General features: G+C 59.3%; 14 protein-coding genes and 1 pseudogene. 10 read left to right on the forward strand and 5 right to left on the reverse strand.

The genetic code is table 11. The features are described 5' to 3' along the window. Positions 1 to 35 precede the first annotated feature (35 nt). The 5 genes from AC1RKH_RS04420 to AC1RKH_RS04440 form a co-directional block, all read right to left on the reverse strand. Complete coding sequence (locus AC1RKH_RS04420; protein ID WP_493061385.1) at positions 36 to 1,328, reverse strand: sensor histidine kinase; 1,293 nt, start codon at positions 1,326 to 1,328, stop codon at positions 36 to 38. A 26-nt stretch (positions 1,329 to 1,354) separates the two neighbouring features. Beyond that, entirely contained in the window at positions 1,355 to 4,432 is a 3,078-nt protein-coding gene (locus tag AC1RKH_RS04425; RefSeq protein WP_493061281.1) for an efflux RND transporter permease subunit, read from the reverse strand. After that, the gene (locus AC1RKH_RS04430) at positions 4,429 to 5,622 is read right to left on the reverse strand and encodes an efflux RND transporter periplasmic adaptor subunit (RefSeq protein ID WP_493061282.1); all 1,194 of its coding nucleotides are present in this window, start codon (positions 5,620 to 5,622) and stop codon (positions 4,429 to 4,431) included. Before AC1RKH_RS04430 ends, AC1RKH_RS04425 begins: the two co-directional genes overlap by 4 nt. Then, positions 5,619 to 7,019 carry an efflux transporter outer membrane subunit gene (locus AC1RKH_RS04435; protein ID WP_493061283.1) on the reverse strand — a complete coding sequence of 467 codons (1,401 nt, stop codon included), beginning with the start codon at positions 7,017 to 7,019 and terminating at the stop codon, positions 5,619 to 5,621. The genes AC1RKH_RS04430 and AC1RKH_RS04435 overlap by 4 nt, the downstream gene beginning before the upstream one ends. Before the next feature lie 104 nt (positions 7,020 to 7,123). Then, a complete protein-coding gene (locus tag AC1RKH_RS04440; RefSeq protein ID WP_493061284.1) occupies positions 7,124 to 7,816 on the reverse strand; it encodes a response regulator transcription factor in 693 nt (230 codons plus the stop codon). A 119-nt stretch (positions 7,817 to 7,935) separates the two neighbouring features. Here AC1RKH_RS04440 and AC1RKH_RS04445 point away from each other — a divergent pair, with 119 nt between their 5' ends. The 10 genes and pseudogenes from AC1RKH_RS04445 (at position 7,936) to AC1RKH_RS04490 (ending at position 19,869) form a co-directional block, all read left to right on the forward strand. Then, positions 7,936 to 8,628 carry a response regulator transcription factor gene (locus AC1RKH_RS04445; RefSeq protein ID WP_123424682.1) on the forward strand — a complete coding sequence of 231 codons (693 nt, stop codon included), beginning with the start codon at positions 7,936 to 7,938 and terminating at the stop codon, positions 8,626 to 8,628. Further along, positions 8,606 to 9,979 (forward strand): sensor histidine kinase, encoded by a 1,374-nt coding sequence (locus AC1RKH_RS04450; protein WP_493061285.1) that lies wholly within the window; start codon positions 8,606 to 8,608, stop codon positions 9,977 to 9,979. The genes AC1RKH_RS04445 and AC1RKH_RS04450 overlap by 23 nt, the downstream gene beginning before the upstream one ends. Before the next feature lie 296 nt (positions 9,980 to 10,275). Continuing rightward, the gene (gene pmrG, locus AC1RKH_RS04455; RefSeq protein ID WP_493061286.1) at positions 10,276 to 10,956 is read left to right on the forward strand and encodes a lipopolysaccharide core heptose(II)-phosphate phosphatase PmrG; all 681 of its coding nucleotides are present in this window, start codon (positions 10,276 to 10,278) and stop codon (positions 10,954 to 10,956) included. A gap of 496 nt (positions 10,957 to 11,452) precedes the next feature. Further along, the gene (arnT, locus tag AC1RKH_RS04460; RefSeq protein ID WP_493061287.1) at positions 11,453 to 13,102 is read left to right on the forward strand and encodes a lipid IV(A) 4-amino-4-deoxy-L-arabinosyltransferase; all 1,650 of its coding nucleotides are present in this window, start codon (positions 11,453 to 11,455) and stop codon (positions 13,100 to 13,102) included. A gap of 154 nt (positions 13,103 to 13,256) precedes the next feature. Further along, positions 13,257 to 14,792 (forward strand): ArnT family glycosyltransferase, encoded by a 1,536-nt coding sequence (locus tag AC1RKH_RS04465; RefSeq protein ID WP_493061288.1) that lies wholly within the window; start codon positions 13,257 to 13,259, stop codon positions 14,790 to 14,792. Positions 14,793 to 15,108: 316 nt separating this feature from the next. Continuing rightward, positions 15,109 to 15,261, forward strand: a pseudogene (locus tag AC1RKH_RS04470) (MFS transporter); the annotation flags it as partial. Positions 15,262 to 15,622: 361 nt separating this feature from the next. Continuing rightward, positions 15,623 to 16,813 (forward strand): ABC transporter substrate-binding protein, encoded by a 1,191-nt coding sequence (locus AC1RKH_RS04475; RefSeq protein ID WP_493061289.1) that lies wholly within the window; start codon positions 15,623 to 15,625, stop codon positions 16,811 to 16,813. Beyond that, on the forward strand, positions 16,810 to 17,871 hold the full coding sequence (locus AC1RKH_RS04480; protein ID WP_493061290.1) for a FecCD family ABC transporter permease: 1,062 nt from the start codon (positions 16,810 to 16,812) through the stop codon (positions 17,869 to 17,871). The genes AC1RKH_RS04475 and AC1RKH_RS04480 overlap by 4 nt, the downstream gene beginning before the upstream one ends. Beyond that, positions 17,865 to 18,620, forward strand: a complete 756-nt coding sequence (locus AC1RKH_RS04485; protein WP_493061291.1) for an ABC transporter ATP-binding protein — start codon at positions 17,865 to 17,867, stop codon at positions 18,618 to 18,620. The genes AC1RKH_RS04480 and AC1RKH_RS04485 overlap by 7 nt, the downstream gene beginning before the upstream one ends. A 232-nt stretch (positions 18,621 to 18,852) precedes the next feature. Beyond that, positions 18,853 to 19,869, forward strand: a complete 1,017-nt coding sequence (locus AC1RKH_RS04490; protein ID WP_123424903.1) for an iron ABC transporter substrate-binding protein — start codon at positions 18,853 to 18,855, stop codon at positions 19,867 to 19,869. The last annotated feature ends 3 nt before the right edge of the window (positions 19,870 to 19,872 follow it).

Raw genomic sequence — 19,872 nt, forward strand, 5'->3', positions numbered from 1 at the left:
GACATAAATTGAAATGCGGTGCTGCACCGCATCCCTCAGAGCAGGACCTGCTCCTGACGCTCTGTCAGGTCCACGGCAAAATGGCAGCCGTGGGGTTCGCAGGTGGTGAGTTCCACTCGCCAGTTCTGGTTGGTGCAGATCCGCTGAACCAACGACAGTCCCAGGCCCAGCCCTTCGCCCCGGTGTTCGTCGCCTCTGACAAAGGGTTGGAACATTGCGTGGCGTTTTTCCTCCGGGATGCCGATCCCGCTGTCTTCCACGCTGAAGCCGTGGTCACGCAGGGTCAAGCGAATGAAGCCATGATCAGTGTAGTGCCAGGCGTTGCGCAGCAGGTTGCCCATCACCGATTGCAGGAACGTCAGGTTGTAGTGGGTGTTTGAGGCCTGCTCGTTAACGTAGATGAACTCCAGGCCTTTTTCCCGGATCAGCCGGCCCCAAATTTCCGCCAGGCTGTCGGCGACCTCTTTCAAGGACGCGTTGACACCGTTGCCGGACTCGCTGTCCCGGTCACGCGCCAGCATCAGGAACGTGTCGACCAGTTGCCGCATTTCATCGCTGGCCCTGGCAATACGGCTGACCTGAGCCATGGAGCGCGGATCCAGGGCACGATTGCTCAGCAACAGCTCACACGAACTGGCGAGCACCATCAGCGGGGTTCGCAACTCGTGGCTTACATCGCTGGTGAAGAGTTTTTCCCGGCCCAGCGCCGCGCGCAGTCGCCCCAGGGTTTGATCGAAGGAAATCGCCAGTTCGCCGACCTCGTCGACGGCATACTCGGGCGCCAGTGGTGGTGCGAGTTCCAGCAACTGGTCGCGATGACGCACCTGGCGCGCCAGACGAATCACTGGTGCCATGACGCGTCGAGCCAGCAGCCAACCCAACAGAATCGCCAGCAGGATGCTCAACACGAACCCGACAATGACCACCGCGTACAACACCCGTTCGCGTTGTTCGTGGCTTCGCTGATCTTTCAGCAGGATGTATTGTCGACCGTCGACTACCCGCACCATGGCGTAGTAGTCCTCGCCGTCATAGACAATTTCCTGAAAGCCCGGATGCAGCGCCTTGAGCTGTTTGTCGGGGGTCATTTCGCCCAGCCCGCCCTCAAAGAAAAACAGCTCGTCTTTCTCCGGTCGATGGGTCCAGTCAGCGGTGTTGTCCATCAGCAGCAAACGTTGCAGCCCACCGCTCAGACTGGTCGTGGTGAGCTTTCCTTCAACGACGTGCACGGTCACGACAATGCCGACCGCAAAGACCCCCGCGACAAACGCAGTCATCAGTGCGAAAACAATCACAATCCGTTTTGTCAGGCTCTGTTTGGAGTCCATGTCTTTCCAGTGTTCGAATGCCGGCTTCACACCTTGATGTCTTGCGCGACGAGTTTTTGGCTGCGACGCCGACGCTCAAACCAAAGGTAGACGACCGGTGTGGTGTACAAAGTCAGGATCTGCGAGACCGCCAGGCCACCGACGATGGCGATACCCAGCGGTTGGCGAAGCTCCGAGCCGGCACCGTGACCGAACGCCAGGGGCACCGCACCGAGCAACGCCGCCAGTGACGTCATCAGGATCGGCCGCAGCCGCAACAGGCACCCTTCACGCACGGCGTCTCTGGCGGACAGGCCACGTTGCTGGGCCGACAGCGTGAAGTCAACGATCATGATCGCGTTCTTCTTGACGATACCGATCAGCAGAATAATGCCGATCATCCCAAGTACCGACAGGTCCTGTCCACACAGCATCAGTGCCAGCAGCGCTCCGAACCCGGCGGACGGCAGGGTCGAGATGATCGTCAACGGGTGAATCGCGTTCTCGTAGAGCACGCCCAGCACGATGTAGACGGTCAGAATCGCCGCCAGAATCAGCCACGGCTGGGACTTCAACGAGTCCTGGAACGCCTGGGCGGTGCCCTGGAAACTGCCGACGACAGAGTCGGGCATCGCCACTGCCAGGGACGCCTGATTGATCGCACTGACCGCATCGCTCAAGGCTTGGCCGGGCGCCAGGTCAAACGACAGGGTAATGGCCGGAAATACCCCTTGGTGGTTGATGATGATGGGCACCTGCTCGGTCTTGATGCTCGCCAACAGATTCAGTGGCACCAGGGTTCCCGAGCTTGCGCGCACGTATAAATGTTCCAGCGTGGTGGTGGACGTCTGCCAGTGCGGGTCCAGTTCGAGCACCACATGGTTCTGGTCGAGTTGGGTGAACATCGTCGCCACCTGACGCTGCCCGAAGGCGTCGTACAGTACGTCGTCGATGGCCTGCACCGTCACGCCCATACGCGCCGCCGTGGCCCGGTCGATGACCAGCGTTGCCTGTGGGATTGCCTGCTGCTGGTCAGAGGTCACGTGTTGCAGTTGCGGCAAAGTCTTGAGTTTTTCCAGCAACACCCCGCTCCAGTGATCCAGTTCTGCGCTGTCCGGGTCCTGAAGGGTGTACTGATACTGGGTTTTACTGGCGCGGCCACCGATCTGGATGTCCTGGTTAGCCTGCAGGTAAACCTTGACCCCGGACAGCTGATCGAGGGCCGGCTGCAAGCGGCTGATCACCTCGCGGGCACTGTCGGTGCGCTCGCTGAACGGTTTGAGGTTGATCATCACCTTGCCCTGGCTGACCGTCGGGTTCGGACCGATCCAGAAATACACCTTGGCCACCGCCGGGTCCTGCCCGACGACTTCGGCGACACGGTTGACCTGCTCACGCATAGCCATCGGCGAGATATCGGCAGCGGCTTCGGCCACGCCCTGGATCAGGCCGTTATCCTGCTGCGGGAAGAAGCCCTTGGGAATGCTCACGTACAACATCGCCGTCGCCAGCAACGTCGCCAGTGCCACGCCGAGGGTCAGGCGTTGATGGTCGAGTACCCAGTCGAGGCTGCGGCGATAGCCATTGTGCAAGCCAGTGAACGCCCGCTCGCAGGCTTGGGCGAAACGCCCCTCCTCGCTTTCGGCATGCGGTTTAAGCAGCCAGGCACAAAGCATCGGGGTGATCGTCAGCGAGACGATGCACGACATGATGATCGCCACGCTGACCGTGACCGCGAACTCGCGCATCAGGCGCCCGACGATCCCCGACATCAACAGGATCGGCAAGAACACCGCGATCAGCGACACCGTCATCGAGACAATGGTGAACGCCACTTCGCGCAAGCCATCGACCGCCGATTGCAGGCGTGATTTGCCCATTTCCAGATGGCGCACGATGTTTTCCATCACCACGATGGCATCGTCCACCACAAAACCGACGGCAATCGCCAGGCCCATGATCGACAGGTTGTCGAGACTGTAGCCGAGCAAATACATGACACCGAAGGTCGACACCAGCGACAGCGGAATGGTCAGGCTGGGAATCAGGGTGGCGGTGGCCTTGCGCAGGAACACGAAGATCACCACGACCACCAGGGCAATCGACAGCAGCAAGGTGAATTGCATGTCATTGACCGAGGCTTCGATGGTCTGGGTGCGGTCGCCCACCACCTGGACCTGCACATCACGCGGCAATGAAGCGGTCAGTTCGGGCAACTTCGCCTTGATCGTGGCGATGGTCGACAGCAGGTTGAACCCGGGTTGCTTGTGAATGTCGACGATCACCGTCGGCTCACTGCCCAACTGTGCCGCTTGTTGGGTATCTTCGGCACCGGCAATCACCCGGCCGAGATCACCGAGTTTGATCGGCATACCGTTTTTATAGGCAATCACCTGATCCCGGTAATGCTGCGGGTCGAGCATCTGGTCGGTCGCGCCGAGGGTGACGGAACGGGTCTGCCCGTCAAGGGAGCCTTTAGGCTGATCCACGGTGCTGACGCCGATCACGCTGCGCACGTCTTCAAGGCTCAGGCCACGTGCGGCCAACGCATCCGGGTCGATCTGAATACGTACCGCCGGTTTTTGTTCACCATGGAAATCCACCAGGCCGACGCCGGGCATCTGCGACAAACGCTGAGCAATGTAGTTGTCCGCATAACGGTCGAGTTCCGGCAGCGTGCGTGTCGGCGACGTCACGGCCAGCGACAACACCGTACCTTCCGCCGGGTTGACCTTGTTGAAGGTCGGGGTGCTGGTCATGGTCTTCGGCAGGTTCGGGGTGGCGGTGTTGATCGCGGTCTGCACGTCCTGGGCGGCACCGTCGATGTTCCGTGACAGGTCGAATTGCAAGACCACCTGAGTCTTGCCGGCCGCGCTCGATGAGGTCATCGAGGTGACTTGCGGAACGGCAGCAAACGCTCTTTCGAGTGGCGTCGCGACCGATGAAGCCATGGTCTCGGCGCTGGCCCCGGAGAGTTTGGCGGTGACCTGAATGGTCGGAAAATCAACCGTGGGCAGGGGTGCCACCGGCAATTGAAAGTAAGCAAAAGCCCCGAGCAGCATGACCCCAAGTGCCAACAGGCTCAGGCCGACGCGTCGTTGAATCAGTCCGGCGAGTCCGTTCATCGTGCACTCTCCACCGGCGTGGCAGCAGCCAGCGCAGCCGCTTCGTCAGCCTTGATCGGTGCGACTTTTACCCCTGGCGCGATGCGTGACTGGCCCTGCACCACCACCGTTTCTCCGGCCGCCAGCCCCTGACGAATCCACTGTTTGCCATCGACCACGGCGGCTGCATCGACCTGACGCGGCTGCACTCGTTGATCGGCACCCACCACATAGACGAAGTTGCCTTGACGACCGAACTGCACCGCATTGGCCGGCACTACCGTGACGTCCTGACGGGTGCTGACCAGCAAGCGTGCGCTGACCAACTCGCCGGGCCACAACTGGTTGGCACTGTTGTCGAACTCGGCCTTCAACTGGATCTGACCGCTGGCCGCAGCGACCTGGCTGTCGATGAAGCTCAAACGGCCACGAGCGATTTCCTGATGGCCGTCGCGGGTCATGGCGACCACTTGCAAGGCGTTCTTGGCGTTTTCTTCGAGAATCTGCGGGAGTTCATCCTGCGAGACAGCGAAGGCCACCGAGATCGGGTTCATCTGGGTAATCGTCACCAGGCCCGTGGCTTCCGCGCCATGAGCGATGGCGCCAACATCCAGCAAGCGCTGACCGGTGCGCCCGGTCAGCGGCGCCTTCACCTGAGTGAACTCCAGTTGCAGGCGCGCGTTATCCAGTGCCGCCTGGTCAGCCTGCACCGTGGCCTGTTGCGCTGCCAGTTGGGCGCGATAGGTGTCGACGTCCTGGGTTGGGCCGGCTTTGGCGACTGCCAGTTTGCTGGCGCGGTCGAGATTGACCCGCAGGTTGGCCAACTGAGCCTGATCCTTGGCCACCAGCGCTTGCGCCTGTGCCACTTGAGCCTGATAGACCCGTGGATCGATCACCGCCAACAGACTGCCGGCGTTCACCGTCTGGCCTTCCTTGAACAGGACTTTCTGCAACTCACCATCCACCCGAACCCGCACATTGACGCTGTTGAGCGGCTGGACGTTGCCGATTGCACTGAGCCAGATCGGCAAGTCCTGCTGGCTGACTTGCGTCAGTTGCACCGGCACGGCCGTGGCTTCGGCTTTAGTGGGCGCGGCCTGGGCCCGTTTGATCCACTGAAAGCCGCCGACGCCGGCGCCCAACAGGAGGATCAGCAGCGCCCAGGAAAGTGCTCGATGGCGAGGGTTCGCAACGCGTGGCTTAGCATTCATGGGTGAGACGCCTGGGAAGGAGAAAGGGAAGCGAGGGTGTCGGGCGTGAAATCACCGCCCAGCGCCCGAAACAAACCGACGGCGGCCTGCAGGTGTTGCAGGCGCACCTGCAACAGCGTGTCTTCGGCCTGATACTGGGTGCGCTCGACGATCAGCAAGGTCTGAAAGTCGGTGGAGCCCAGCCGATAACGAACCTGCGCCAACCTGGCGGCCTCGCGGGCGGAGTCCACCGCGGCCTGATTCAAGGCATAGCTTTTGTCCAGTTCGCGGGTGGCGCTCAGTTGGGTTTCAACATCTTGCAGCGCCTCGATCACCGATTCACGGTAACTGGCGGTCAGTTCCTGCACGTGGGCCTGATCAACGTGCAATTGGCCGCTGAGCTGGCCACCGGTAAATACCGGTTGGGCCAATGTGCCGACGACGCTCCAGATATTACCGCCGGCAATCGTGTCGATACCGCCGATCAGGTCCAGCGACAGATTCGGCAAGAACGCCGCGCGGGCGACCCCGACATCGAAGTTGGCCGAGACCAGTCGCGCTTCAGCTGATTGCACATCGGGCCGCTGACGCAGCAGGCCGATAGGCAAGCCAGCGGACGGACGCGGCACCTGCAAGCCATCAAGACCGGAGCTTTGCAGGTGGAAACCTTGCGGCGTCTCGCCCACCAGTACCGCCAATTGGTAAAGCGCCAGATCACGCTGCTGACGTAACGGTGGCATTGCGGCCTGGAAGGTTTGCAGGGCGTTGCGTTGCTGCGCGACTTCAAGATTGGACACCGCGCCCTGGCTGGCCTGGACCTCGACCAGATCGAGTACTTGCTTGGCGTCATCGGCAATCGACTGGGCCAGGCGCAGCCGTTCTTCCAGTGACAAGACCTGGAAGTAGCTGTCGGCAATGCTCGCCCCCAGGCTCATGCGCAGGGTTTGCGCATCGAACACACTGGCATTGGCCAACGCATCGGCGGAATCGGCGGCGGCGCGCTGTTTGCCCCAGAAGTCCAGCTCGTAGGTCGCTTGGGCGAACATGCTGCTTTTTTTGGTGGTGCCGTAGTTGTTCTGACGCTGAACGTTGCCACCCAGCGCCAGCGTCGGATATTGCCCGGCGCCGACGACCTGAGCCGAAGCGCGGGCTTCTTCGATGCGGCTGGCTGCGGCTTTAAGGGTATAGTTGGCCGAGAGGCCGCGGGCGATCAGGTCATTCAGTTCAGCGCTGTGGAATTCGCTCCACCACTGCCCTCCTCGAGCGGCGGACGTTTGCTCGGCGCCGTTCCAGTTTGCCGCCAGCGGCATGTCCGGCTGGTGGTAAGTGGGCACCATCGAGCAACCGCCGAGCATCAATACGCCCAGCAGCACCGATATTGATAAGAAGTTACGCCTCGGTGAGGTTGCAACTGACATTGGCACGCGATCTCCGGCTGAAACGTTTGTGGAGCAAGTCCACGAATCAGCCGAAGATAGCCAACAGCGCCTAGCAGAGCGTTCGCCTGTAGGTAAACTTTTGTTTAATCAGGCTCGGGACCACCGCCCTGAAAGCTGTAGCCCGCACCCGGAATGGTTTTGATCAGCGAGTACTCGAAACCCTCGTCGAGTTTGCGCCGCAACCGATGGATATGTTTGTCGATGACATTGTCATTGGGGTCGAAAGCGTAATCCCAGGCACTGTCGAGCAGCATGTCGCGGGTCACCACCTGGCCGCTGTGGCGCATGAGCTTCTCAAGCAGTAGCGCTTCACGCTGTTGCAAGACAATGCTGCGCCCCTGACGCACCGCCGTCCGCGTCGCGCAGTCGAGTTCGAGCTCGCCGACTTCCAGCTTGCGCCCGGTAGCGCTTGGTTGATCGGCGCCGCGCAACAAGGCCTCGAGGCGCGCCAGTACTTCGGCGAAGGCATAGGGTTTGGCCAGGTAATCGTCGCAACCGGCTTGCAGGCCTTCGACTTTTTGCGCAGTGGTCGACTGAGCACTCAGCATCAACACCGGAATGCGCAAGCCGCGACTGCGTATTGCCCGCACCAGCGCGATGCCGTCGAGCCCCGGCAAGCGCCGGTCGACAATCAATGCGTCATGAATGTCTTCCAGGGCCATGGCCAGGCCATCGTTGCCTTCTTCGGCGACGTCCACTACATGCCCGCTTTCCGTCAGCCCACGCAACAGGTAGGTAGCGGTCTGGGCATCGTCTTCAACGACTAGAATGCGCAAGGAGCTTCCTCTCTTAACAAAAAACTAAACTTTTATTTATCTGGCGGCGACGTTGGCGTCTGCCTGGATTTGACACACTATGCCATCTCTCACTCGTTCAAGTGGCCGGTTCAACTCCCATGACCCACGTTCTGGTCGTCGAAGACGACAACTCCACCGCTCGCGAAATTGAAGCAGCTCTGCAGGACCACGGCTTTACGGTCACCTGCGTGAACAACGGCCGTGATGGTTTGCTCAAAGCCCTGAGCGAGCCCTTCGACCTGATCGTCCTCGACCGGATGCTGCCCGGCGGCATCGATGGGCTGGGCGTGTTGACCGCCTTGCGGGCGGCGAGCGTGAGCACGCCGGTGTTGATCCTCAGTGCCCTGAGTGCGCTGGATGAACGTGTCCGAGGCTTGCGCGCCGGTGGCGATGACTACCTGACCAAGCCTTTCGAGTTTATCGAACTCACCGCGCGGCTGGACGCCTTGAGCCGTCGCCGTGCCGAACCCACTACCCGCGAACCGGACAATCAGTTGCGCGTCGGCAACCTGCACGTCGACCTGTTACGGCGCAGTGTGCGCCGTGGCGATCGAACCATCGAGCTGGTTCCCCGTGAATACGCACTGCTGGAGCACCTGATGCGCAACGCCGAACAGGTGGTCACGCGCACCATGTTGTTTGAAGCCGTATGGAATTACAGCTATGACGAGCGCACCAATGTCATCGAAGTGCATATCGGTCGCCTGCGTCGCAAGATCGACGCCGAAGGCGAAGCGCAGATGATCCACACCATTCGGGGGGCCGGCTATGTTCTCCGTTCACCTGAGTGAGATTCCGCGCACCATCAGTTTTCGCACGGGTCTGATGTTTCTGGGGCTGTTCGGTTGCTCGTTTCTGGCGCTGTTTGGTTACATCTACTGGCAGACTGCGTTTTACCTGAAGACCGAAGCCGACACTGCGCTCTATCGTCAGGTAGAAAGTCGCAGCCAGCAAACCCCGCAACTGCGGGAAGAGGAAATCCGCAAGCACGCCATTTCGGACACGGAAGGTCGCCTGCCCCATAGTTTGTTCGATGAAAACAACCAGTACATTGTCGGCGCCATTCATCAACTGCCAGCGTTCAAAAAATATGATCGACCCACCGAGTTCGACTGGCAAAAAAGCAACGATCGCTCCCGTCCCGTGCGGTTTATCGCCCATAAACTGGAAGACGGCAAAACGCTGCTGGTCGCCCAGGATATGCACGATATCCGCGAGTTCGACGAACTTCTTGTCCATGCACTGATTTCCGGCGGGGTCCTGCTGTTGGTGGTCGGCCTGCTAGGTGCGATCGGCCTGGGCTACTCGGCGCGGCGCCGGCTCGACAGGTTGAGCGATTCGATCAAAGGCATTATCGAAGGCGACTTGAGTGGCCGTTTGCCAACGCTGGGCAACAACGATGACATCGACCGCCTCGCCCACGTCGTCAATAGCATGCTGGATGAGCTGGAACGGTTGATGAGCGAGGTCAAGGGAGTTTGCGACGACATCGCCCACGACCTTCGCACGCCCTTGACCCGGCTGATCGCGGGCCTTGAGCGCGCACAGCGCCGAGGTCTGCGCGAGGACGAATACGCCGCCAGCATTGACTCGGCGCTGGCCGAGGCCAAGGGCTTGCTGATGACGTTCCGTGCCTTGCTGCGCATTTCGGAGATTGAAGACAGTGCGCGACGCAGCCACTTTGCGCCGATCGATCTGAACCTGATTGGTGCCGATGCCTGTGAGCTCTATGAGCCGTTGGCCGAGGAGCGCGGCATCAGCCTGGCGTTCCATGCCAGTACGGAGTCCGCGCTGATCGCCGGTGATGCCCAATTGCTGTTCGATGCGTGCTGCAATCTGTTGGATAACGCGATCAAGTTCTCTCCCGACCATAGCAGTGTCAATCTCAGGGTTATTGCCGATGAAGCAGGTGTCGGTATTCGGGTAACCGACAATGGTCCGGGCATTCCGGAAGCCGAGCGCGAGGCGGTATTTCGCCGGCTCTACCGTTCAGAACTGAGCCGCCACACACCCGGCAACGGATTGGGTTTGAGCATGGTTTCGGCGGTGGCGCGATTACACGACATGAAACTGGCGGTTTACGACGCGGCACCGGGTTGCCGAATCGATCTGCTGGGGAAACCGCCCCACGAAGCAATTTGAAACAGGTGCGCCTGAGCGGGCACTTACCGCCTCCCCGACGACCAGACTCGCGGTCCCGGCGAGGCGGCGCCCATGGCTGGCAATGCATCTAAAATCAACTAATTAGCCTTGATTAAGGGAAGGTTAAGAGTCCCAGCAAAATTTTCACATTCGTTTCACTTATCCCCCACCTGCCTGCCCCTAAATTGGCCGACACAATTCGACCTTCAATGCTCGCGTTTCTTATGTACTGACTAAGCTGCCTGCTTGAACGGTGTCGAACTTCTTCGTCCCAATACTATTTACAGGTGAAAGGCGTGGTTAATTCTGCAATGCCCAAGGACTCGCCTAAACGGGCGATCAAAAACCGCTTCATGAAAGTGACCCTCGCAGTGTCGGCAGTGGTCGTGGCAGCACTGGTCACCGGTTTCGTCTTGTGGCCCCGCTCTCCTGCGATGCTGGCGGAAGGGAATCACATGGCAACGGCTGGTGTATTCGAACACTGGCAGGCTGGTGACGTGGTCGTGCTGGTTCGACATGCCGAACGTTGCGATCAGTCGAAAAATCCTTGCCTGGGCCCAGCCGATGGCATTACCCAGGTAGGCAGTGCGGCATCGACAGATGTGGGCAAGGGGTTCAACGCTCTGGGCATGGACCATGCCGATGTGTTCAGCAGCCCGGCGACCCGTACGATGCAAACCGCGCAATACATGTTTGGTAAAGAGGCGACGCATCAGGAATGGCTCGCCCAGTGCGGCAAGGCCATGCGTGACGATGTCGTCGCACACAAAACCGCGCATCGCAACCTGGTCCTGGTCACCCACAGCGGCTGCATCAGTGACTTCGAGAAGCAAACCGGCTTCAAGCATGCCCCCACCAGTGAGTACACCAGCGCCCTGTTCGTCTCGGTTACCGCTGATGGGCAGTTGAAAATCCTCGGCATTGTGAACTCTCAGGACTGGCCAGCCGTGCTGGATAAACGATTCGCCAGCAAATAGTGCTAGCCGTCAGCGCACACAGACGCGGTTAACCAGCTCAAAAAGTGCTAACTACGGCAGTTCGTCAGCGTTTGTGTGCGCTTGAAACAAGTTGAATAACTTTATTTTTTTCAGCGTGTTACTGGAAATCCTTGGGTTTGGGGCTTGAATGCCTGCCGGGGGGACAATCCTGAATGGAAGACTCGTGATTCCACTTGTAGCATGCGGTACCCGCCTACAGCGGGTTACCCTTCCTACACCCGTTCAGTCCGTTGCCAGGAGGCCCAGGATTTTTTCTTTTGCTGAGCAATACGTGCCCGCGTCCCTGCGTGAGCCTCTGTTGAAGCAGGTCTGCACGGCACCGAACGTCATAACCAAAACACTAAAAACCGAGCAATGTCTTCCGGTATCAAGGCCGCCTCATGAAGCGAAAAATCATACTCGTCACGCATCACTTTACTGATTGCCCACGCAGCAATCCGAACCGTCGCATGAAGTCGCAGGGAGCACGAGTCAAATGATCAAGCGCTGGGCTTTACCCTTCCTGTTGTTGGCCTTCGGCCTGTTCTACCTGTTGCCGATGATGGGCCACGGGTTATGGATCCCTGACGAACCCCGTTACGCGCAGATCAGCCAGGAGATGTTGCTGAGCGGTGACTGGGTGTCCCCGCACTTCATGGGCTTTCGCTACTTCGAGAAACCCATTGCCGGTTACTGGATGATCGCCATCGGTCAGGCGATCTTTGGCGAGAACCTGTTTGGCGTGCGCATTGCCTCGGCGCTCAGCACCGGGCTGAGTGTATGGCTGGCTTATCTGATCGCCCGTCGGATGTGGAACGATCCGCGCAAGAGCTTTGCTGCAGCCCTGCTCTACATGAGCTTCGGCCTGATCGCAGGTCAGGCTGGCTACTCCAACCTCGATCCGCAATTCACCTTCTGGGTCAACCTGAGCCTGGTTGCCCTGTGGTTTGCCCTGGATAACCAAACCCCACGCGGCAAACTCGGTGCCTGGGCCTTGCTCGGCCTCGCCTGTGGCATGGGTTTCCTGACCAAGGGCTTTCTCGCCTGGCTGTTGCCGGTGTTGATTGCCGTGCCTTACATGATCTGGCAAAAGCGCTTTAGTGAGTTGCTGCGCTATGGCCCGGTAGCGATGGTTGTCGCCATAGTTATCAGCCTGCCGTGGGTACTGGCGATCCATAACGAGGAACCCGATTTCTGGCGGTTCTTCTTCTGGCACGAGCACATTCGCCGGTTCGCCGCCGAAGATGCCCAACACACCCGGCCGTGGTGGTTCTTCCTGCCGATCATGGTGGTTTCGAGCCTGCCGTGGGCGGCCCTGCTGCCCTCGACGCTGGCCCAGGCCTGGAAAAACAAGACTCAGAACAGCACCGGCTTCCTGCTGCTGTGGATGCTCCTGCCGTTGGTATTTTTCAGCCTGAGCAAGGGCAAGCTGCCAACCTACATCATGCCGTGCCTGTTGCCGCTGGCCTTGCTGATGGCCAATACCTTGATCGATCTGGTGAACGAGGCCCGTGGCCGGTCGATTCGCATCAACGGTTTGCTCAACGCGGCGATCGCGACGATTGCCCTGATTGTCCTGATCTATCTGCAGATCACCAGGCAGATCTTCGATAACACCGAAATGTTCCCTATGTCGCTGGGCTTCATCGTGCTGGCCGGCTGGATCATTGCCAACGCCCTGCAAGCCCTTCGGCCGCTGGTCTATTGGGCCACCCCGGCGCTGGGGATCTGGCTACTGGTCGCCTTGTTGCCTGCCGCGATGCCAAGCACAATCGTCAACAGCAAAATGCCTGACCAGTTCATCGCCGAGCATGTTCAGGAGTTGAGCGAGACCACGTCGCTGTTGAGTAACGATCTGGGCGCGGCCTCGGCATTGTCCTGGCGCCTGAAACGCCCGCAAGTCGACCTGTACAACACTGTCGGCGAACTGCAGTATGGCGCGGCTTACCCAGAGGCGGAACACCGCAAAATTGATATGAACGGTGTCCAGCAGTGGATGACCGAAGCCCGTAAAAAGGGTTCGGTGGGCGTGGTCATGCGGGTGAAAAACGCCCTGGAAGAGCAGGAAGTCTTGCTGCTGCCGATCGATGGCAAGCACTACAAGCGGGGCGAACTGGAGATCCTGATTTTCCCGAAACTGCCCTGAAGATTCCTGATGCGCTGGATTGCCGGGTGACGATATCCATATCGTCACCCGGCAAGTAGATGATTTGCATTTTCTGACCCTGGCGCGCAGGTCGCGGCGTCCATAGGCACGGAGCAATCCTGCGGCTGGCGGTCGAGACCTAGGGAAATACCACATGAAGTCGCGGGAAACGGAAACACGCGCGCTGCTGATCCTGCTTGGGGTTTCAGCGCTTCTCCTGTTATTGGGACTGGGCACACGGGAACTCTGGGGCCCGGAAACCCGTTGGGCAAACATCACGTTGCAGATGCTGCAAAGCGGTAACTACTTCGATCCGTACCTCATGGGCGGCTCCTATTACGACAAGCCACTGCCCTCCTACTGGCTGATTACCGCCACCACCTGGTTCACCGGCGGCCTTGGCCACTGGTCCTTGCGCCTGACGTCGGTGATTTCAGCCTGGCTGAGTGTCTGGCTGGTCTACCTGATCGGCGAGCAGCTGTTTCGCAAAGGCACCGGCCTGATCGCCGGCTGGATGCTGGCAACCACCTTCTACTTCGTCTTTTGGGCGCGGGTCGCGACGGCTGACATTCTGACCGTGTGCGGCGTGCTGGCGGCAGTCTGGTGGTATTGGCGCGGACCGGACGACACGCGACTCAGTCGCTACTGCGTGTTCTTCCTGCTGCTGTCCGTGACGTCGCTGTTCAAAGGCCTGATCGGTTTCATCCTGCCGGGGCTGGTGCTACTGCCCCATCTGCTGCAAGACGGCCGCTGGAAACGTCACCTCAACCTGCGCGTGTGCGTCGCCCTGCTGGTTGCCGGCCTGGTCTACGCAGTACCGTTCGTGTTGTCGAATATCTACGGCGCACCCACCTCCGCCGAGAATGGTCTGGGACTGGTCTTCCGGGAAAACGTGGTGCGGTTTTTCCAGCCGTTCGACCACATCGGGCCGATTTACACCTACCTGATTTACTTGCCGGTTTATACCCTGCCCTGGGCACCGTTCTGGGTGCTTGGGCTGTGGGTCGCGGCGCGCAACTGGCGCACGCTCGAACCCAATGCCCGCTGGCTGATCTGGGGTCTGGGCTTGCTGTTCCTGTTCTTCACCGCCAGCGGTAGTCGACGCAGTTATTACGTCTTGCCACTGGTGCCATTTGCCCAACTGCTGGCGGCCTGGTGGGTCACCCGGCGCATGGAACAACGGCGTGCTGCCGGCAAAGTCGAAGGACGCGGGCTGAAGATCGGCTTTGGCGTCACGACCGTCCTGCTATTGCTGATACTCGGGATTATCGTGCCCTGGAGCAACGGTGGTGGTGGCGTCGTGCAGTTCGGCAAGGACGTCAAGGCTCAAGCCAGCCTGATCGCACCGTGGAATCAATGGCGGATGGTGATGGTCGAGGTCGACAACAAAGTCCCGATCTACCTGCAAAACGACGGTGCGCCGTTCTACTACGTGCCTGATACCCAGGACTTCCCTCGTGAAGGCAACAGCGCACAGTTCATGGCGTGGCTGGAAAAGACCAGCGGTCAGCAGTGGGACCCGCAGCGCACCATCATTGTGGCGCACTACAAACGTGGCGATCAGCTGCCGTTGAACTACCTGACTGTCGACCATCAGGCCGTCGTCACGCAACCCGACAACGGTGAGCGGCTGATGCATCCGCGCTCGGATGCCAGCGTCGCCTTCATCCCCAACGCCCCCGCCCAATGAAAAAGCATCGAGAGGCCCAGTGGGCCTCTCGATCCTTTCCAGCACTACTCACGTGAAATCAGTGAGCGCTACAGGGAACAAGGCGCAGCTGCGGTTTTCGACCGTCGCTGCACCTCGCCCGCCGAGCCTTCAGGTATACAACCTGCCCAATGGCACCGATATCGATGGCAGTCCCGGGTCAAACACGTGCCGGGTGGTCTTTTGAGTCCAAGTTGCCGTGCGGCATTCAAACGATGATTGCCATCCATCACGATGCCGCAGGACTCTTCCACGATAATCGGCTCCCGCACTCAACGTAGCTTAAGAACCGAGGCAGTCCACGTTCTTCTGGATCAACATCATCGCCTCGGCCTTGTGCGCCGTGGTCGCGGCGTTGACCTTGCCGGATGTGCCGCCCGTGAAGAAAGCACCGACAGTGAAATCGACGACGAGCACTGTCAAAACCAGCGGTCTCTGGCAATCCTCACCTTCATCGAAGCCCTGGAGCGTCTGAGCTCACAACTCTCCTGAATGACAGGACCCGGTTCGCCCCTTGCGTATCGGGCTCGCTCTAAATTAGTATTGGGAATACTTCTCACTCTCATAAATACCTGTCTATGATCGATACTTTGTCCGCAGCCAACACCCATCACCTGCGCAACATTGAAGCGCTCTGATTCTTCCGTGCGCTCCACCGGCCAGACTGGTGGGGTCGCGTCTTACGGCGCGTTCTCTCAGGGTTCGCCACGCACCCTGCAACTGTCGGCGACTGTCGATTTCTAAAAACCTCTGTCGGCGTGCAACGGCCCGGGTCATTGCACGCCTGCTGACCCACGGTAGAGTTTTCAACCATGGCATCTCAATCTCGACAACGCAGCACACTTATCGCCCTCCTGTTTGCGGCAGTTCTGGGGGCGACCTTTCTGACCTCGATCTCCCCCCGCAGCGCGGTTGCTGCCAACCAGGACCCGGCAGCCATCAGCGTCACCGATCTGCTCGGACGCAAAGTCCGGGTTCACGTCCCGGCTCGGCGGGTGATCCTCGGCGAAGGTCGTCAGTTGTACCTGGTGGCGGCGCTGGATACGCAGAACCCGATCCAGCGCATCGTCGGCTGGCGCAAGGATCTGATCCAGTCCGACCCGGACACCTACGGTGCTTACCTGCGCAAGTTTCCGAAAATAGCTGCGATCCCGACCTTCGGCGGTTTCGAGGACGGTACCTTCGACATTGAACAGGCGATCTCGCAACAGCCGGATGTGATCATCCTGAACATCGAGGCCCAATACGCCACCGAAGATGCACGTTACATCGAGAAGCTCGATGCGCTGGGCATTCCCGTGGTCTACGTCGACTTTCGCAATAACCCGATGCAAAACACCGAACCGACCATGCGCCTGTTCGGTCAACTTTTCGGCAAGGAAGCCCGCGCCGAGGAATTCATTGCCTTTCGCAACGAACAGATCCGCCGCGTCACTGATGTGATCAAGGCCAGCCAGCCAACACGGCCAAAAATATTCATCGAACGCCTTGGCGGCTACGCCGACGATTGCTGCCTGAGTTTTGGCGACGAAAACTTCGGCCGCTTCGTCGACATGGCCGGCGGTGACAACATCGCCAAAGGCATCATCCCCAGCACGTTTGGACAACTGAACCCGGAACAGGTGATCGTCGCCAACCCTGACCAGGTGGTAGTGACCAGCGCCAACTGGGAAGCCTTCGCCCCGAAAGGTCACTGGGTCGGCGTTGGGCCGGGCGCGGATCTGAACGAGGCGCGACGCAAACTGCAGTGGTACACCCAACGCCCGGCGTATGCCGGGATCAAGGCTCAGGACAGCCATGAATTTCATGCTGTCTGGCACCAGTTCTACAACAGCCCCTACCAGTTCGTGGCGATTCAGCAGTTGGCCAAATGGTTTCACCCAACACTGTTTGCCAACCTCGACCCCAACGCTTCGTTGCGCGAATTGCATGAACGCTTTCTGCCCGTGCCTTACGAGCCGGGCTACTTCGTCAGCCTGAAACCCGAGCAGGTCAGTCAATGAGTTCATTAGGTACAGCGGACATCGCCCAACACGACACGTACCGCCAATTGGTCCTTCGCAAACGCCTGATCCTCGGTGTTTTGCTATTTCTACTGATATCGAGCGTATTGCTGGACCTGGCGCTGGGTCCCGCCAGTTACAGCCTCGGCGAGGTGTTGGGAGCGTTGTTTTCACCCGATACGGCCCCGGCGCAGGTACGCGTGGTGATGTGGGAAATCCGCTTGCCCGTGGCCTTGATGGCGGTGGCCGTGGGTGCTGCGTTGTCACTGGCCGGGGCACAGATGCAGACCATCCTCAACAATCCACTGGCCAGCCCTTTCACTCTGGGCATCTCCGCAGCCGCCAGTTTCGGTGCAGCCATGGGCCTGGCGTTTGGTGTTGCGTTGTTTCCGCTGGCCGCGCAGTACATGGTTCCAGTCAACGCCTTCATCATGGCGATGGTCTCGGCACTGTTAATCCACTTCCTGAGCATGCGCCGTGGCGTGACCGCCGAAACCATCGTGTTGCTGGGCATTGCCCTGGTGTTCACTTTCAACGCGCTGCTGGCGCTGGTGCAGTTTTTTGCCACCGAGCAAGCCGTCGCTACCGTGGTGTTCTGGACCATGGGCAATCTGACTAAAGCCACCTGGCCCAAACTTGGGGTGATCTGTCTGGTGATTCTGATCACCCTGCCGATCTTCGCCAAACGCGCCTGGGCCATGACCGCGCTGCGCCTGGGTGACGACAAGGCCGCAAGCTTCGGCATCAATGTGCGCAGCCTGCGTTTTCAGACACTGATCATGGTCAGCCTGCTCGCATCGTTTCCAGTGGCCTTCGTCGGCACCATCGGTTTTATCGGGCTGGTCGGACCGCACATCGCGCGGATGCTGATCGGCGAAGACCAGCGCTTCTTCCTGCCGGCCTCGCTGTTGACCGGCGCGCTGATCCTCTCGGTCAGTTCGGTGGTGAGTAAAACCCTGATCCCCGGTGCGATCTTCCCGATTGGCGTAGTGACGTCTCTGATCGGCCTGCCGTTCTTCATATCTCTGATCCTCAGCGGGAAGAAAAACTCATGGTGAAGGTACAACTCGACAACGTGGGTGCCGGCTACGGCAAACGCCCGGTGATTTCGGGCGTCAGCACCTCGACGTTTTATGGCGGGCAGGTTGTTGCAGTGGTTGGGCCGAACGCGGCCGGCAAGTCGACGTTGTTCAAACGCATGGCCGGGGTGATCGACGGCCCAGGCCAGGTGATCTTGCAGGACTCGAAAAAAGGTCCCCAAGGGATTTGCTACATGCCTCAAGGCCTGAATGCCAGCGCCCGACTGACCGTTTACGAATCCGTCCTGCTGGCGCACAAGCAACTGACGCCTGGCTGGGCGGTGCATGACGATGAACTGGCACTGGTTGATCAGATCCTCGGTTCGCTGGGGCTCACCGAACTGTCCTTTCGCAACCTCGGCGAACTTAGCGGTGGACAGCAGCAACTGGTGTCGATCGCACAAACTCTGGTGCGCGAACCGGAAATCCTGCTCATGGATGAACCGACCAGCGCCCTCGACATGCACCGTCAGGTGCAGGTTTTAAACTTCATGCGTTTTATCGCAAAGACTCGCCAAGCCATTGTATTTATTGCAATTCATGATCTTAATCAAGCATTGCGCTTTGCCGATCAAGTGCTGGTGATCGCGAACGGTACCGCTCACGGCAGTGGCCCTTGCGAGGACGTGATCACCGTGCAAATGCTGCGCGATGTCTACAACGTTGAAGCACGGATCGAGAAGTGTTCGAAAACCATCAGCCACATACTCGTCGACGATATCGTTTGAGCTCGAACTGCTTTTCCGTTCAAACTGCCGCCTGAGCTGCTCAATCTAAATACAAACGACATTGATTAATAATTTATTTGACGTTTTTTTCACATATCCCACACTAAATTGCCGGCGCACGAAAAGCATGCGAATGATTCGCATTGTTTTGAGCAAGCTGCAGGGATCGCGGGAACTGATTGACAGGCTTGCCCACCTGATTCTTAAAAAAACTGCAGGAGCTGCTAACAAAATGAATCCTCGTCTTCCTTCGTTTCTGAAAACCGCGCTGCTCGCCACCGCTCTATTGGGTGCCGGCCATGTCTTTGCTGCGCCAAGCAGTGACGGCATCGTCGTCTACAACGCTCAGCATGAGACCCTGACCAAGGCCTGGGTCGAAGGTTTTACCCGTGAAACAGGAATCAAGGTCACGCTGCGCAACGGCGATGACAGCGAAATGGGCAATCAGCTGGTGCAAGAAGGTGCAGCCTCGCCGGCTGACGTGTTCCTGACCGAAAACTCCCCAGCCATGGTGCTGGTGGACAACGCCGGGCTGTTTACCCCTGTCGCCCCTTCGACCCTTGAACAAATCGGTTCGGCCTATCGCCCGGCCCATGGCAAATGGGTGGGCATCGCTGCTCGTTCGACCGTGTTTGTCTACAACAAAAGCAAACTGGCCGAAGCCGATCTGCCGAAGTCTCTGATGGACCTGGCTTCCCCAAGCTGGAAAGGTCGTTGGGCCGGTTCGCCTGCCGGCGCCGACTTCCAGGCCATCGTCGCTGCCGTCCTCGAACTCAAAGGCGAAGCCGCTACCCTGGAATGGCTCAAGGGCATGAAAGCCAACGCTACCGCCTACCGCGGCAACAGCGCTGTGCTCAAGGCAGTGAACGCCGGCCAGATCGAAGGCGGCGTGATCTACCACTACTACAGCTTCGTCGATCAGAGCAAAACCGGCGAAAACAGCAAGAACACCTCGCTGCACTACTTCAAGCACAAAGATCCGGGCGCGTTTGTCAGCCTCTCCGGTGGCGCTGTCCTGGCCTCCAGCAAACACCAGGAAGAAGCTCAGGCGTTCCTGAAGTGGATCACTGGCAAAGAAGGTCAGGCCGTTCTGAAAACCGGCAACTCGTTTGAGTACGCGGTAGGCAAGGATGCTCAGTCGAACCCGAAACTGGTACCGCTGGCGCAACTTGACGCGCCTGCCGTCGACGCCTCCAGGCTCAACAGCAAAAAAGTTGTCGAGCTGATGACTCAGGCGGGGCTGTTGTAATCC

Source organism: Pseudomonas sp. GW822-FHT06B12 (genome assembly GCF_058799675.1).

Bases quoted from the DNA above. Each gene is read 5' to 3' on its own strand.
- AC1RKH_RS04420 (WP_493061385.1), bottom strand. From the start codon at position 1,328: ATGGACTCCAAACAGAGCCTGACAAAACGGATTGTGATTGTTTTCGCA.
- AC1RKH_RS04425 (WP_493061281.1), bottom strand. From the start codon at position 4,432: ATGAACGGACTCGCCGGACTGATTCAACGACGCGTCGGCCTGAGCCTG.
- AC1RKH_RS04430 (WP_493061282.1), bottom strand. From the start codon at position 5,622: ATGAATGCTAAGCCACGCGTTGCGAACCCTCGCCATCGAGCACTTTCC.
- AC1RKH_RS04435 (WP_493061283.1), bottom strand. From the start codon at position 7,019: ATGTCAGTTGCAACCTCACCGAGGCGTAACTTCTTATCAATATCGGTG.
- AC1RKH_RS04445 (WP_123424682.1), top strand. From the start codon at position 7,936: ATGACCCACGTTCTGGTCGTCGAAGACGACAACTCCACCGCTCGCGAA.
- AC1RKH_RS04450 (WP_493061285.1), top strand. From the start codon at position 8,606: ATGTTCTCCGTTCACCTGAGTGAGATTCCGCGCACCATCAGTTTTCGC.
- arnT (WP_493061287.1), top strand. From the start codon at position 11,453: ATGATCAAGCGCTGGGCTTTACCCTTCCTGTTGTTGGCCTTCGGCCTG.
- AC1RKH_RS04465 (WP_493061288.1), top strand. From the start codon at position 13,257: ATGAAGTCGCGGGAAACGGAAACACGCGCGCTGCTGATCCTGCTTGGG.
- AC1RKH_RS04475 (WP_493061289.1), top strand. From the start codon at position 15,623: ATGGCATCTCAATCTCGACAACGCAGCACACTTATCGCCCTCCTGTTT.
- AC1RKH_RS04480 (WP_493061290.1), top strand. From the start codon at position 16,810: ATGAGTTCATTAGGTACAGCGGACATCGCCCAACACGACACGTACCGC.
- AC1RKH_RS04485 (WP_493061291.1), top strand. From the start codon at position 17,865: ATGGTGAAGGTACAACTCGACAACGTGGGTGCCGGCTACGGCAAACGC.
- AC1RKH_RS04490 (WP_123424903.1), top strand. From the start codon at position 18,853: ATGAATCCTCGTCTTCCTTCGTTTCTGAAAACCGCGCTGCTCGCCACC.